General features: G+C 69.6%; 10 protein-coding genes and 1 pseudogene. 3 read left to right on the top strand and 8 right to left on the bottom strand.

All coding sequences use genetic code 11. The features are described 5' to 3' along the window. The first annotated feature begins 117 nt into the window (after positions 1-117). Positions 118-4,023, top strand: coding sequence for a glycoside hydrolase family 2 TIM barrel-domain containing protein (locus ACIBJG_RS36080; RefSeq protein ID WP_399314205.1), 3,906 nt, complete (start codon positions 118-120; stop codon positions 4,021-4,023). A gap of 107 nt (positions 4,024-4,130) precedes the next feature. Here ACIBJG_RS36080 and ACIBJG_RS36075 read toward each other — a convergent pair whose 3' ends face one another. After that, positions 4,131-4,511: a VOC family protein gene (locus ACIBJG_RS36075; RefSeq protein WP_399314204.1), complete on the bottom strand. Its 381-nt coding sequence runs from the start codon at positions 4,509-4,511 to the stop codon at positions 4,131-4,133. A 115-nt stretch (positions 4,512-4,626) separates the two neighbouring features. After that, positions 4,627-5,454, bottom strand: a complete 828-nt coding sequence (locus ACIBJG_RS36070; protein WP_399314202.1) for a class I SAM-dependent methyltransferase — start codon at positions 5,452-5,454, stop codon at positions 4,627-4,629. Between the two features lie 267 nt (positions 5,455-5,721). Here ACIBJG_RS36070 and ACIBJG_RS36065 point away from each other — a divergent pair, with 267 nt between their 5' ends. Next, on the top strand, positions 5,722-6,627 hold the full coding sequence (locus ACIBJG_RS36065; protein ID WP_399314200.1) for an NAD-dependent protein deacetylase: 906 nt from the start codon (positions 5,722-5,724) through the stop codon (positions 6,625-6,627). Positions 6,628-6,715: 88 nt separating this feature from the next. After that, a complete protein-coding gene (locus ACIBJG_RS36060) occupies positions 6,716-7,537 on the top strand; it encodes a vWA domain-containing protein (RefSeq protein ID WP_399314198.1) in 822 nt (273 codons plus the stop codon). 149 nt (positions 7,538-7,686) lie between these two features. On the opposite strand, the gene ACIBJG_RS36055 is transcribed toward ACIBJG_RS36060, so the two are convergent. From ACIBJG_RS36055 to ACIBJG_RS36030, 6 genes and pseudogenes are all read right to left on the bottom strand, one after another. Beyond that, positions 7,687-8,406, bottom strand: coding sequence for a DUF1775 domain-containing protein (locus tag ACIBJG_RS36055; protein WP_399314196.1), 720 nt, complete (start codon positions 8,404-8,406; stop codon positions 7,687-7,689). A 28-nt stretch (positions 8,407-8,434) separates the two neighbouring features. Continuing rightward, a complete protein-coding gene (locus ACIBJG_RS36050; RefSeq protein WP_399314195.1) occupies positions 8,435-9,985 on the bottom strand; it encodes a YncE family protein in 1,551 nt (516 codons plus the stop codon). 83 nt (positions 9,986-10,068) lie between these two features. Continuing rightward, the gene (locus ACIBJG_RS36045; protein ID WP_399314193.1) at positions 10,069-10,740 is read right to left on the bottom strand and encodes a hypothetical protein; all 672 of its coding nucleotides are present in this window, start codon (positions 10,738-10,740) and stop codon (positions 10,069-10,071) included. Next, positions 10,725-11,222 carry a sigma-70 family RNA polymerase sigma factor gene (locus ACIBJG_RS36040; protein WP_399314192.1) on the bottom strand — a complete coding sequence of 166 codons (498 nt, stop codon included), beginning with the start codon at positions 11,220-11,222 and terminating at the stop codon, positions 10,725-10,727. The genes ACIBJG_RS36045 and ACIBJG_RS36040 overlap by 16 nt, the downstream gene beginning before the upstream one ends. A gap of 356 nt (positions 11,223-11,578) precedes the next feature. After that, complete coding sequence (locus ACIBJG_RS36035; RefSeq protein ID WP_399314190.1) at positions 11,579-14,122, bottom strand: ABC transporter permease; 2,544 nt, start codon at positions 14,120-14,122, stop codon at positions 11,579-11,581. Next, positions 14,119-14,301: pseudogene (locus tag ACIBJG_RS36030) on the bottom strand (ABC transporter ATP-binding protein); the annotation flags it as partial. The gene ACIBJG_RS36035 and the pseudogene ACIBJG_RS36030, both read right to left, overlap by 4 nt.

The following is a 14,301-nucleotide window of genomic DNA, read 5'->3' as shown; positions in this document are numbered from 1 at the left end:
ACAGAATCTGACGTCATCATTGTGTCGGTTGTGTTCCCTTTCTAGGGTGGGCGCGTCTCAACAGGTGTCACTCGCCACACCAGTTGCACATCCTGGCGCACTAGGAAGGCCCCTGCCATGGCCCACCCGAACTCGTCCCCCCACTCGCACGCTCATCGCGGCTACGTGAGCCGCCGCCGTCTCCTCGAGGCGAGCGCCGCCGTGCTCGGCGGCCTCGTCCTGTCCGGCGCCCCACAGGTATCCCGCGCCTTCGGCGCCGACGGCGCCGTCCCGGCCGGCGGCGACGAGTGGAACGGGCACATCGATCTCTTCCGGCTCGGCACCGAGCCGCCGCACACGACTCTGATGCCGTACGGGAACCTCAAGCAGGCTCTCGCCGCCGACCGCACCACGTCCCCATGGCGTCAGAGCCTCGACGGGACATGGAAGTTCGCGTACGTGGACCGGCCCGCTGACAAGAAGGCGGACTTCTACCGCACCAACCTCGACGACTCCGGCTGGGAGAACACCCCGGTCCCCTCCGCCTGGCAGCTGCACGGCCACGACTACCCGATCTACGTCAACATCACCTACCCGTGGTGGGGGCCCAACGGCCTCGGGGAGGACGCCCAGCCGCCGGCCGCACCGACCCTGTACAACCCCGTCGGCCAGTACCGGCGCACCTTCACCGTGCCGAAGGGCTGGGCGGACCGGCGCACGTTCCTGCACTTCGAGGGTGTCAAGGCCGCCCACTACGTATGGATCAACGGCCACTTGGCCGGCTACCACGAGGACTCGTACACTCCGGCCGAGTACGACATCACCCCGTTCCTGAAGGACGGCACCAACCAGATCGCCGTCGAGGTCTACCGCTACTCCGACGGCGACTGGCTCCAGGACCAGGACATGATCCGGCTGAGCGGCATCTTCCGGTCGGTGTACCTGTACGCGACGCCCGGCGTTCACGTGCGGGACTTCAAGCTCGAAACCCCGCTCGGCGACGGATTCACCACTGCCGAACTGTCGGTCACCGCGCAGGTACGTGACTACGCGGGCGACACCGACGGAGCGGCCTACACGGTCGAGACCCAGCTGTACGACGCCGACGGGCACGCGGTGTGGGCGCGACCACTGGCTCAACACGCTTCACCTGCGGGCGGTGAGGTGACCGTCAAGGGCGCCAGGTCCGTTCCCTCTCCGCGCCTGTGGTCCGCCGAGGACCCGTATCTGTACACCGCCGTCCTCCAGCTCCGCGACCCCTCGGGCAAGGTCGTGGAGGTGCTCTCGCACCGGGTCGGTCTGCGCGAGTTCGCGCTCAAGGACGGGCTGATGCGGATCAACGGGCAGCCGGTCACCTTCCGCGGCACCAACCGTCACGAGATGCACCCGGAACGTGGATCGGCTCTCAGCCGCGCCGACCTGGTCGACGACATCACACTCATCAAGCGGCTGAACATCAACTCGGTCCGCACCTCGCACTACCCCAACAACCCGCTCTGGCTCGAACTCGCCGACGAGTACGGTCTCTATCTCGTCGGCGAGACCAATCTGGAGACGCACGGCATCCGCGACCAGTACCCGACCGACCGCGCCGACTGGACGGAGGCGTGCGTGGACCGTGCCCAGAACATGGTCCACCGCGACAAGAACCACGCCGCAGTCGTCATCTGGTCGCTGGGCAACGAGGCCGGCTCCGGTTCTTCCTTCCGCGCCATGCACGACTGGATCCGCTCCTACGATCCGACCCGCGTCATCCAGTACGAGGGCGACGACGGCCCCGCCACCAGCGACATCCGGTCCAGGATGTACGAGTCGCCGAGCCGGGTGGAGGCGCGCGCGAAAGACACCTCCGACACCCGGCCCTACGTGATGATCGAGTACGCCCACTCGATGGGGAACTCGACCGGCAACTTCAAGGAGTACTGGGACGTCATCCGCCGCTACGACGTCCTGCAGGGCGGCTGGATCTGGGACTTCGTCGACCAGGCGCTCACCTGGCCGGTACCGACGCGCAAGCTGCTCACCGAGACCGGACCCGTCGGCCTGACGGGCGAGGTCATCAACCCGTCGGGGTCGTTCAGCCACGAGCACGGCGTGAGCGGCGCGACCGTCTTCGCGCGTGACGACCGGCTCGACCTGACCGGGTCGCTCACCCTCGAGGCCTGGCTGACCCCGCACGTCCGCGGCTTCCACCAGCCGATCCTGGCGAAGGGCGACACGCACTACGCACTGAAGCAGGCCGACAAGGGCCTGGAGTTCTACATCTACGCGAACGGGCAGTGGATCGCAGCCTCCTGGGCGACCCCGGACGAGGGCTGGACCGGCGAGGAACATCACGTCGCAGGAGTCTTCGACGCGGACGCGGGAACGCTGACCCTGTACGTCGACGGCGAGGCCAAGGCCACGAAGAGCACCGTCCAGAGGCCCAGCAGCAGCACCGCGCCGCTGTCACTCGCTGGAGAGGTCGAGAACCCGACTCGGGAGTTCAGCGGCACCATCCGTCAGGCCCGGGTGTACGCGCGCGCTCTGAAGTCCGCCGAACTCGCCGACGAGGGGCGCAGCCCGGGCGACGACGGCGTGCGCTTCTGGTTCGACGCACGGACAGCTCGGTACGAGCAGAAGAAGGCCCGAGCGAGGACCTTCCACGCCTACGGTGGCGACTGGGGTGACAACCCCAACGACGGCGCGTTCGCCGGCGACGGAATCGTCCTTCCCGACCGCCGCCACACCGGCAAGGCGGCCGAGGTCAAACGGATCTACCAATCGATCCGGGCGACCCGCGCAAACGGCGCCGCGCCGGGCGAGATCACCCTCACGAACGAGAACCTCTTCACCAACCTGCGTACGTACGACGGCAGCTGGGAACTCTCCGCCGACGGTGAGACGGTGCGGCGCGGCAGGATCCGCCGCGATCAACTGGACGTGGCACCACTGACGGACAGAACCATCACGCTGCCCGTGGCACTGCCCGCCCATGCCGCACCCGGCACTGAATACTTCCTCCAGCTCTCCTTCACCACGAAGGAACGCACGCCGTGGGCCGACGAAGGCTTCGAGGTGGCGCGGGTGCAACTGCCCCTCGACGGGGGCAGCCCCGAGATCGCCCCGGTTCCGTCGGCCGAGGTGCCGAAGGTGTCGTACCGGAGCGGTTCCTCGGAAATCGTCGTCACCGGCGCCGGCTTCGAGGTCGTCATCGACAAGTCGACCGGGCTCATCACCTCGTACGAGGCGGCCGGCACGAAGCTCCTCGTCTCAGGTCCGGCCCCCAACTTCTGGCGTGCCCCGACCGACAACGACCACGGCAACGGCCAGCACACCCGCAACCAGACCTGGCGGGACGCGGGTTCACGGCGCACGGTGACCGGTGTGTCGGTGCGCGGGCTCGACGGGCATGCGGTCGAGGTCGAGGTCAAGGGGACGCTGCCGACGAGCACCGCCTCGGCGTACACCACGACCTTCACCGTCTTCGGCAACGGTGAGATCAAGGTGGACAACACCCTCTCTCCGGGCGCGGCGACCCTCCCCTACATCCCCGAGATCGGCACGATCCTGCGCCTTCCCGCCGCCCTGGCGCGGCTCGACTACTACGGCCGCGGCCCCGAGGAGAATCACTGGGACCGCAATGACGGTACGGACGTGGGACGTTGGTCCGGGACCGTTGCTGAGCAGTGGAGCCCGTACCTGCGGCCGCAGGAGAACGGGAACAAGACCGACGTACGCTGGGCAGCGCTCACGGACCGGCACGGTCGCGGCCTGCTCGTCAGCGGCGACGGACTCCTGGAAGTGAACGCCTCCCACTTCACACCGGAGGACTTGTCCCTGGGGGCCCGCCACGACTACCAGCTCACCCCCCGTGACGAGGTGATCCTGCGGGTCAACCACCGGCAGATGGGCGTCGGCGGCGACAACAGCTGGGGCGCGCATACACACGACGCGTACAAGCTGCTCGCCGACCGGGACTACGCGTACACGTTCCGGCTGCGTCCACTCACCGACGTGCGGAACGCGACGAGCCTCTCCCGCCGGCCGACGGCGGTGGACTAGGGCCTGCGGTGGGTGCCGACGGCCCGACGCCCGATGACGGTCGTCGGACGGGCGGTCGGCACCTGCCGTACCTGGCATCCGCCAACCGGTACGGCCTGTCCGGCGGATCAGCCAGGTGTGGCCAACGTGAAGGGGTGTCCGGCGGGGTCGGCATAGAGGCGCGCGTCACGGATGCCCCCGTTGTCCTTCGTGTCGAGAGGACGCGCGCCCAGACCGACCGCCTCGCGCTCCGCCTCGTCGATATCCTCACGCGCCACCAGAATGTGCAGATGAGCCTGTTGGGAGTCATCGGGTCGCGGCCAACTCGGCGGCGCGTAACCGTGGTCCCGGCGGATCGCGAGATGCACTCCTCTGTGGCCGACGACCTCGACGATATCGGGCTCGTCGCCGACATGGACTTCCGCGTTGAGCAACACGGCGTAGAAGTCAGCCAGTTCCTTCGGCTCCGCACTGTCCAGCACCAGCACGCTCGTCTTCGGCACCGCCATGACCATCCTCCTGTTTCAGGGCATCTGGGCTCCGGACGTCGTTTCGCCTACCCGCGCCCAAGGGCAGCACACCCGGGCCCTGGCCGATGAACGCGACGGGCGCGGTCGGGGCTGCTCATCCCGCACGCTCCTCAGGTTTCCGTCCCCACGCTGTGAGCATGCCGGCCGACAACGCGGCGCATTCGTCGGACCCCAGATACCGGAGCGCCATGTCGATGGCCGCATCGTCGACCAGCCCGGTGGCGAGCATCGCTGCTCTGCTGCGCTCCCACGTGTCCGCCCAGAATCGGCTGATGGCGCTGCCCGGCAGCAGCGGCGGCACGTGGATCTCGGCGGCGACGGACTTGAGCCCCGCCCCGCGCAGCAGTTGCGGATACGACGGCACCCAGGAGACATCGGTGCCGATCGCGATCCGCAGCCCCTGCCACATCGCCCGCATCACCTCGGTGTACGGCGTGCTGGGCGCTTGGTCGCTCGTCAGGTCGACCGCGTCGCTCAGCACCAGCACTCCGCCCGGTGCCACACGTTCGGCCAATGCCGTGATCAGGCGGGCACGCTCGGGCAGGTGCATCAGGACGAAGCGCGCGTGGACGAGCTGGAAGCGGCCGGAGACGAAGCCGGGAGCGGTGATGTCGGCCTCCAGCACGTCGAGCCTGGGCAGGCACCGCTCTGCGAGAAACCGAACGTCGCGGTCCACGGCGAGCACGCTCGCCACCCCGGCCTCGTCCAGCAGCCGACAGGAGACCGTGCCGGTGCCGGCACCGACGTCGAGGCAGCGCCAGCCCGGGCCCGCACCGATTTCCCGCAGCCGTGCCAGGGTGATGTCGTCGTAGGCGAGGGCCCCGAAGTCGATGCGCTCGCCCTCCCCCGCCTGTTCGGGACGGAAGTACGCCTGGCCGTATCGGCCGTCGCCGGGCGCGCCCCCGGGCGGAGCGGCGGTCACGCCGCACCCGGTGCAACGCCGAGCACGTCCTCGTTGACGGGTCCCGGCGCCCGGGCGGCGAGGGACTGGAACAGCGGGTCGCTCAACGGTTTCATGACCAGGCCTCTTCCACGCGGTGGGCTGTGCCGGGCGGCCGGTCCTGAGGCCACCGCCCCACCGATCCTCCACCTGCGGCCGCCGCCGCGGCCGAGGCGCGCCGCGTCCGGGCCCGGATTTCGGGGCCTGGCTGCGGGCGGGTGACGGCCACCTGTTCCGTACTCTGGAGGCATGCGCATGCGCCCCACTCTCAGCTGGGCCCCCACCGAGGAGCTTCCCCCCGCCATCACGGATCTGGAGCCGGTCGCCGATGCCTTGAGCACCGGGGGCGTGCTGGTGCTCAGCGGGGCGGGTATCTCCACGGAGTCCGGCATTCCCGACTACCGGGGCGAGGGCGGGAGCCTGAGCCGGCACACCCCGATGACATACCAGGACTTCACCGCCGACGCCCAGGCCCGTCGCAGGTACTGGGCGCGCAGCCACCTCGGCTGGCGCACCTTCGGACGGGCCCGCCCCAACGCCGGGCACCGGGCCGTGGCCGCGTTCGAGCGGCACGGTCTGCTCTCGGGTGTGATCACCCAGAACGTCGACGGTCTGCACCAGGCCGCGGGCAGCGAGGACGTCGTGGAACTCCACGGAGGCCTGGAACGGGTCGTCTGCCTTTCCTGCGGCACCCTCAGCCTGCGCCGTGAACTCGCTCGGCGACTGGAAGAGGCCAATGCGGGCTTCGAGCCGGCGGCTGCCGCGATCAACCCGGACGGTGACGCCGATCTCACGGACGAGCAGGTCGGCGACTTCCACGTGGTGTCCTGCGCGGTCTGTGGCGGCATCCTCAAGCCGGACGTGGTGTTCTTCGGCGAGGCTGTGCCCCCGGAGCGAGTCCAGCACTGCCGCGAACTGGTGCATGACGCGGTCTCGCTGCTGGTTCTGGGTTCCTCACTGACAGTGATGTCCGGGCTCCGTTTCGTCCGCTACGCGGCCCAGGCCGGAAAGCCCGTACTGATTGTGAACCGGGACCTGACCCGGGGCGACCGGCACGCCGTCGCCCGCATCGCGCTTCCTCTGGGACCGGCCCTCACCACCGTCGCCGTCGAACTGGGGATCGCCGTCAACGACGAGACGGCAGGGCCGGCGTGAACGGGTGGCGCGGCGGTAGAGGGGATCTCGTCCTAGGTGTCCTGTGTCTGCGGCACTCGGGACCCCGCACCGAACTGAGGGGACACGAATGAGCAGATCGGGTACGGGTACGGGTACGGCGCCGGAGTCCCGCTCCGCGATCAGCTTGGCCAAGGTGGAGGCGACGGCTCCCGGGATAGTCAGCCTGTACAAGAGCGCGGCGGCGAGTCTGCGGAAGCGTGCCCTGGAAGGGGTGCGGGCTGCGGTGTATCTGGTGCTGGACCGGTCGGGTTCGATGCGCCCCTACTACAGGGACGGGACCGTACAGCACCTGGCGGAGCACGTACTGGGGCTGTCCGCTCATCTGGACGACGACGGTGTCGTACCGGTGGTGTTCTTCTCCACCGACGTCGACGGCATCAGTGACGTGAGTCTGGCCCGGTACGAGGGCCGGATCGAGAAGCTCCACCAGAACCTGGGCCACATGGGACGTACGAACTACCACTGGGCCATGGATGAGGTCATCGACCACTATCAGGCATCCGGCAGTCGCGACCCGGCGTTGGTGATCTTTCAGACGGATGGTGGGCCGACGAGCCGGCTCGCTGCCGAACGCTACGTCTGCAAGGCTGCGAAGCTCCCGCTGTTCTGGCAGTTCGTGGGGTTCGGCGACCCGGACCACGACGAGTTCACCTTCCTTCGCAAACTTGATGACCTCGCAGTTCCCGGCAAGCGCGTGGTGGACAACGCGGGCTTCTTCCATGCGGGACACGACCCGCGCGCTCTCTCCGACACGGCCCTCTACGACCAGTTGCTGGGTGATTTCCCCAGCTGGCTGGCCGACGCCCGCGCCGCCGGAGTTCTCCGCAGCGCCATGCCCGGTCCTCGCACCGACCTGCGAGGACCGGGCGATCCGGGCGGTCCGGCCTGAGCCGAGCGAGAGACCCTAGGGCTCTTGGATGTCTGGCACTGTTCGGCCTCCCGAAGCCCATGACGTCGATGCGCGGCAGGTTTCACCGACGAGGGCAAGCAGGACCGCCGTATCGGACCGTCCGTGGGCACAGGGCACCGGAGCGAGTGTCATGAGTGTGACGCTGCGTTGTTCCTGCGCCGCTGGAACCCGGCTCCGAGGATCGCGGCGACCACGAGTCCCGCACCGATCGTCGCCCACAGGCTGAGGGATGACTTCGTCTCCTGGGTTTCGGCCGAGGCGGCGGGCTTCGCTGCGACGGAGGGCTCGGGAGCGGTCGGCCCGGTGGGTCGCGGGGAGTCACCGGCGACAGCGGGCGAGGAACTGGCACTGGGGTTGATGACGAGTACGGGCGTGGGGAACTCCACCTCCTCGGAGCCGGTCTGCTCCTCGTTCCACGCGACACTCGTCCCGTTGGAGTAGGTCTGCTCCGTGTCGAAGCTCAGGGAGTACCGGTCCGGTACGGGTCCGACCTTCACCGTGAACGTCCGGCTGGCGGCCGGCTTGATCGCGTGGCCCGACTCTGCCGTCCACACCACGTGAGCCCCCTGGCCGGCGGGCCCTGCGACGGTCTTCTCCGTCCATCCGTCGAGTACCGGCACCGACGTGACCGTGAGATCCGGCGGGACGGCGACGGCGATACGGACCGTGGTGGCGTCGGCCATCTCGCTGGGGACACGGAACTGGAGGGTGGCCGGCCTTCCGGGGATGACATCGCCGATGACCCTGACATGCGCCGCGGCTGTCCCGGCCGCGAGCAGGACTGCGCCCGCCGCACCGGCGGCGACAGTAGCCAGAGGGGAGATGTGCCGTCGAGTGCGACGGAGCATGGGAAAGTCCTTTCACTTGGTGTCGGGGTCAGCAGCAGTCGCAGTACAGGAGGTCCGCGGTCTTCACATCGTGACCGTGCATGCTCCCCTGAGCGGCGAAAGCAGCCTTCTGGACCGGGGTCGCCTCGCCCTTGACCTCGATGGAGATGCTGTCGCCTTCGAAGGCACTGAAGGAGAGCGCCATGGGGGTCGTGCCGTTCTTGTCGGTGGGGAACGAGCGCACGGGCGTCTTCTCCCCGTCGGCGGTCACGGCGTACGCCTGGTAGACGGTGTCCGGCTTCAGCCCGCGTGCTTGCAGCTGAATCATGTCGAGCCCGCTCACCGGGCGGACGGTGGCTTCCAGGACGCGGCCCTTGACCGGGTCGAGGGTGTCTCCGGCCGTGCCGTCCGGCAGGAGGGTGGGAACGTTGTGTGCCTGCTGGCCAAGGCCCTGACGGCCGAGGTTGGATGCGCTGCCGGGGTGTGCGACACGGGTGGCGTAGACGATGGCCTGGGGCTCCTGCCCCGTCGCGATGGTGTCGACGACCGTGTGGGTGGCCGTGTCGATGACGTCCACCGCGTCGGACTTCTCCAGACCGATGTACAGGCGCGACCCGTCACCACTGGCCCAGGCACCGTGCGGTGCGTGGCCACCGTTCCTGACCTTGGTGACGAGCTCCGGGGCGCCGGCGGTCCGCTTGTAGACCCAGGTCTGGTCCAGCCCGCCCATGGTCAGGTAGACGAACTTCCCCTGGCGGTTGTCGACGAACTGCGGGTGATTGGTGTCGGGGCCGGTACGGAGGACTGTGACGACCTCCTTCCGGTCCAGGTCCACCACGGTGGTCTTGCCGTCACGCTTGTGCGAGACCCAGATCCGCTTGCCGTCGGGGGAGATCGCCTGATCGGAGGAGAACGTGGCACCGAGCCCTGTGATGGGCTTGCCGACCTTGCGGGAGCGCACATCGATCACAGTGATCTCGGACTTGCTGGTGTGGTTGACGTACGCCGTCCTGCCGTCCGGGCTCATGAGCACCTTCGACGGGCCCTCGCCCACGCGCACATCGGCGACAACACCGCCGTGCACGGCGTCGACGACCGAAACCGTGTCCCGGCCACGGTTCGCGACCCAGAACTGCTTGCCGTCGGCGCTGAAGCTGCCCTCATGCGCGGCCCGGCCGACGTCGGTGGTGCTGAGGACCTTGTTGGTCCTCGTGTCGATCATGTGGACGGTGTTGCTCGACACGCTCACCACGGCCAGGCGCCGCTGGTCCGGCGAGATCGCCAGCCCGTGCACCCCCGAGTCGCCGCCGTACTGCGGGCTGAAGGCGCTGCCGACCCGCTGGTCGCCCAGCGCGATCGTCCCCAGCGTCCTGTTCGTGGAAGGGTCGATCACCGACACCGTGTTGGACGACTGATCGGCGGTGTAGAGGCGGTCCCGGCCCGAGACCGGAATCGGACGGTGCCGGGCCGCGTCGTCCGCTTGAACGGTGCCGGTCATGGCGGCCGGCTCGGCCTGCGCCATGGACGTGGCAGCCAGCCCACCGGCTCCCACCCCCAGCGTGGCAACCAGCATCCATGTGGCACGACGTGCAGAAGGCATGCTTGTCTCCAGAGTGTGTTTTGGGTGTGACGGATCGCCTGAGCGCCGAAGAAGCCGGCGTCAGGAAGTTCTGGTCCCGGCTTTCAGGCCGGAGAGGGCCGCACAGGAACGCGGCTCACGACGCGCCCTTCCTCGTCTTCCACGATCAGAGCGGTGATGGTGTTCTTCCGCATCGCTGTCACCATGCGGAAGGAGATCTGCTGGCCGCTGCCGGCCCGTACGCTGCCGCCGGACAGGCGGGTGCCATCGGCGTTGACGGCCATCACGCGGTACGTCTCCCCCGCCTCCATGCCCGACAGGGCCACCGGGACCTCGGTCCCCCATGCCTGATCAACCATCTGACCTTGGCGTACCAGCACGACGGCTGTTCCGAGTGGCTGGCTCCGGTCCGCCATGTTGAGGGGGATGATCACTGCGGCTGCCGTGACGAGGGAAGCGGCGACGCCCACAACGATCCGCCGCCCGCGACCGGTCCGGACGGTCTTCGCTCCGGCCATGTCCCTGCGAATCCGGTCGCCCAGATCGTTCGACGGCCATGCGTGCGTTTCCGAGGCTCGTGGTTGGGCCCAGTCGGCGAGCGGGTTCACCCGCTGCAGTGTCCGGACCACGTCATCGGTTTCGGAAGCCTCGCGGGTGCAGTCCGGGCACTGGCCGAGGTGCCGGGACAGTTCCTCCGGAAGCGGCGTTCCGAGCAGAAGATGCTCGGTCAGGAGGGGGCGGAAGGGGACGCAGTTCTTGTTCATGGTGCCAGCCACCCGTTCTCCTCCAGGACCAGCCGCAACGATCGCACGCCGTAGTACAGGCGGCTGCGCATGGTGGACGCCGAAATACCCTGCTCCGCACCCAGTTCGGCGCAGGTTCGACCGCCGAAATACACCTCGACCACCGCCTCCCGGTGCTGCGGGCTCAACCGCTCCAGTGCCTCGCCGAGCTGGATCCGGTCAAGAAGCTGGTCAACGCCATCGAGCGCCGAGGACGACTCGGACACCGCATCCCATGACGAAAAGCCTGGCCCCTCCCGGACCCTGCGACGCCGCACGGCGTCGACCACCCCGTTCCGGGCGATGGCGAACAACCAGGTCCGCAGGCTTCCCTGATCCGGATCGAAGCCGCGAGGCGACCGCCAGGCGCGGATGAAGGTCTCCTGCACCACGTCCTCGGCGAGCTGCCGGTCTTCCAGCGCTTTGAACGCGAACCCGAAGAGTTCACCGCCATAGAGATCGTACGCAGCCTGCATCTGACGCTCGTTCCGCAGCCCGGCAGGTTCCGGACTGTTCGCCGCAGTCCGCCCGCGAAACCATCGCAGAGGACTACCGCTCACCGTCACGCCCCCTCGCATGCCTTCCGCGCCTGACTTCCATGGTGCTCCCCATCTCCGGAGACAACGTTCATCAGGGGATACGCAGGCCCCGCCCCGTGTGTTGAAGCACGGGAAAGAAATGTCGCCGGCACCGTGGTACTCCCGGTCTCCTTCCCCTTCCCGAACGCTGCACCCGGGCCGAGGAGGATGCACGCGCTGACCGAGGCCCTCGGTCAGCGCGGTCGTAGGGGCGAGGGCCGGTGTGATGCCGGCCCCCGCCCCCGTATGCGTCACTACGACCAGCGGCGCAGCGCCGCTCGCGCAGGCACCGTGACCGCGAGCAGGGCCAGTGCGCCGGCAGCCGCTGCGAAGGATCCGTACACCAGCCAAGGCACATACGGCGCCTCGCCGGTCATGCCGCGCATCATCGGAATCAGCGTGGCCGCGGCGATCGCGGAGCCGAGGACCACGCCCGCCACGGAGACCAGCAGGCCCTCCCACCGGAGCATCTGCATCACCTGATGCCGGGTGGCGCCGACGAGTCGCAGGGCGCCCAGCTCTCGGCGGCGGTCGAGGACCGTCATCACCAGGGTGTTGACTGCGGCGATGGCGGCGAAGCCGCCTAGGACCGCGGCCATCATGTAGTTGGACCAGGCCCCCAGCTTCGCGTCGAGGCTCTGCTCGGTGGCGTAGCCGGAGGCGTCGGTGACCGTGCCCAGAGCGGTGAGCGACTTCGCCGAGCCGCCGCCTACCAGCAGCATGCTGTCGAAGCCCGCGGTGACGTGCCCGGCCAGGGAGGCCCGGTCCATGGTCACTGTGGCGAGGCCGAGGCCGCGGCCGTAGACCGCGACGATCGCGGGGCGGGCCTTCGTCCCGTCCGGGAGGTAGAGGGAGAGCCTGTCGCCGACTCCGGCGTCCGCCGACGTCGCCAGGGTCGTGTCGATGGCGATGCGCCCCTTGCCCAGCCGGTCGAGGCTTCCTTCGCGTACGTCCAGGTCCTGCACTCTCGCGAGCTCGGCGCCGGAGCCGGTCACACCCTGGGTCGCCGCGCCCTGCAGCGCCTTGAACTCCCCCGAACCGACCGGCACCAGCACCTGCGTGTTCAGCAGGCCGACGGCCGTGTCCACGCCCGGCGCACGTGCGGCCTGCGCCGCTGCGTCCACCGGGAGCCCGGCAGGGTCCGTTACGACGTGGTCTGCGGTGATGCCCGCGCGCAACTGCTTGTCGGCGATGTGGTTCTCGCTCGTGTGCATGAAGACGAGCGTCGAGGCGAAGGCCATGGCGAGCACGATCGGGGTGATCGCGGAGGCGAGCCGGCGGGCATTCGTACGGGAGTTGGCGGCCGCCAGCCCGGCGGCCGGTCCCGCGCCGCGCAGCGGGAGGCCGAACAGGCCCGCACACAGTCGCGCCACCAGTGGGCCGAGCAGGGCGACTGCGAGCATGAACAGCATGACGACGCCGAGGGCGGCGCCGGCCGCGTCATCCCCCGCGGAGTTGGCGGACACACCGGTGAGGAACGCGCCACCGACAAGGGCACCGAGGCCCAGCACGGTACGGATCACGCCGGGCCGCAGCCGCTCCACCGACGCCTCCGACAGCGCCTGCCCCGGCTTGGTTTTCGCGGGCCTGCGCCCGGCCGTCCAGCCGGCGCCGAGCGCCGTGAGCAGCCCGGTGCCGACGGCCGCGAGGAGGGGAAGCCCTGAGACGTTCAGCTGCACCGCGTCCGGGACCGCGCCGCGGTCCTGCAACTGCCCGAACCACCAGTGCGCGAGCCCGATGCCGGGCAGGCAGCCGATGATGCCGGCGAGCGGCGCGACGAGCAGTGCTTCGGAGGCGACCGCGCGGCGGATCTGCCGCGGGGTGGCGCCGATGGCGCGCAGCAGCGCGAATTCGCGGGCCCGCTGGGAGACGGACAGGGACACGGTCCCGGCCGCGGTGAAGACCGCGACGATGGTGGCGATGCCGCCGAAGGAGCCGCCGATCCCGAAGAGCGTCTCCTTGGCGTAGCCGAGGCCCGGGTCCTCGACAGCTCCGCGGTCGTCGCCCGTGTGCACCAGGGCGCCGGAGCCCGCCAGGGCCTTCGCCACGGAGCCGGCGAGGGTGTCGGCATCTGTGCCGTGCTTCGCCAGGACGGCGATGGCGTCGGCCTTGCCGGGATGCCCGGCGAGTGCGGGGGCCTGGGTGTCTGCGAACCAGGCGATGGCGTCTGTGGCACCTGTGTTCCGGGCGGTGTCCCCGGGTCCGGCTTCGGCGATGCCCGCGACGCGGAAGTCTCGCTGTCCGGCGAGGGTCTGCAGCGCGACGGTGTCGCCTACGGCGGCCTTCGCGGCGTGGGCGGTAGCTGCGTCGAGCACGACCTCGCCGCGGTGGGGTGCGGAGCCGGTGGTCAGGGCGGTTCCTGTGAAGGTGTGCGAGCCCCATCCGTGCCCGGTGAGGACACCGCCCGGAACGGCCGGTTCACGGGTGGCAGCGCCCGCGGGGTCGTGTGCCGCGCGCACCGGGAAGGTGAAGTCCGCGACGGCGGTGGCCGCGCCCGGTGCGCCGGCGGCCTTGGCCGCCAGCCCGGCGTCCACCCGTGCGGTGTCGGGCAGCGGGACCGCCTCCTCCTCGCGGTCCTCACCGCTGCCTGTCACGACGTACTCGTACTGGTCCGCCGCCGCGACGACCGGCGCCTTCGCATACCGCTCGGGCGGCACCGAGGCGCGCAGGCTGGTCTCGAGCAGGATGCCGCACGCCGTGACGATCAGCGCGGACATCATCAGCGCGACGAAGGTGCCGGCGAACGACGCGGGCTTGAAGCGGACGGCCGCGCGGGCCAGACCGTTGGGGAGGTTCATACCGCCGCACCTGCCAGGGTGCCCACGTGGGCGGTACGGGAGGCAAGAGCGGCCATGCGTGCCGCGATCTGCTGCGCCGAGCCATGTTCCAGGGAGCCGGCGAAGGTGCCGTCGGCGAGGAAGAGGACGCGGTCGGCCCAGGTGGCGGCGGCGGGGTCGTGGGTGACCATGACGACGGT

Origin of the sequence: Streptomyces sp. NPDC050422 (genome assembly GCF_044458665.1) — a bacterium.
Lineage (GTDB): Bacteria > Actinomycetota > Actinomycetes > Streptomycetales > Streptomycetaceae > Streptomyces.
This window is presented reverse-complemented; position numbering and strand designations above follow the sequence as displayed.

Coding starts and splice junctions, on each gene's coding strand:
- ACIBJG_RS36075 (WP_399314204.1), bottom strand. CDS start 4,511: ATGGCGGTGCCGAAGACGAGCGTGCTGGTGCTGGACAGTGCGGAGCCG.
- ACIBJG_RS36050 (WP_399314195.1), bottom strand. CDS start 9,985: ATGCCTTCTGCACGTCGTGCCACATGGATGCTGGTTGCCACGCTGGGG.
- ACIBJG_RS36055 (WP_399314196.1), bottom strand. CDS start 8,406: ATGCTCCGTCGCACTCGACGGCACATCTCCCCTCTGGCTACTGTCGCC.
- ACIBJG_RS36060 (WP_399314198.1), top strand. CDS start 6,716: ATGAGCAGATCGGGTACGGGTACGGGTACGGCGCCGGAGTCCCGCTCC.
- ACIBJG_RS36065 (WP_399314200.1), top strand. CDS start 5,722: ATGCGCATGCGCCCCACTCTCAGCTGGGCCCCCACCGAGGAGCTTCCC.
- ACIBJG_RS36040 (WP_399314192.1), bottom strand. CDS start 11,222: ATGCAGGCTGCGTACGATCTCTATGGCGGTGAACTCTTCGGGTTCGCG.
- ACIBJG_RS36035 (WP_399314190.1), bottom strand. CDS start 14,122: ATGAACCTCCCCAACGGTCTGGCCCGCGCGGCCGTCCGCTTCAAGCCC.
- ACIBJG_RS36080 (WP_399314205.1), top strand. CDS start 118: ATGGCCCACCCGAACTCGTCCCCCCACTCGCACGCTCATCGCGGCTAC.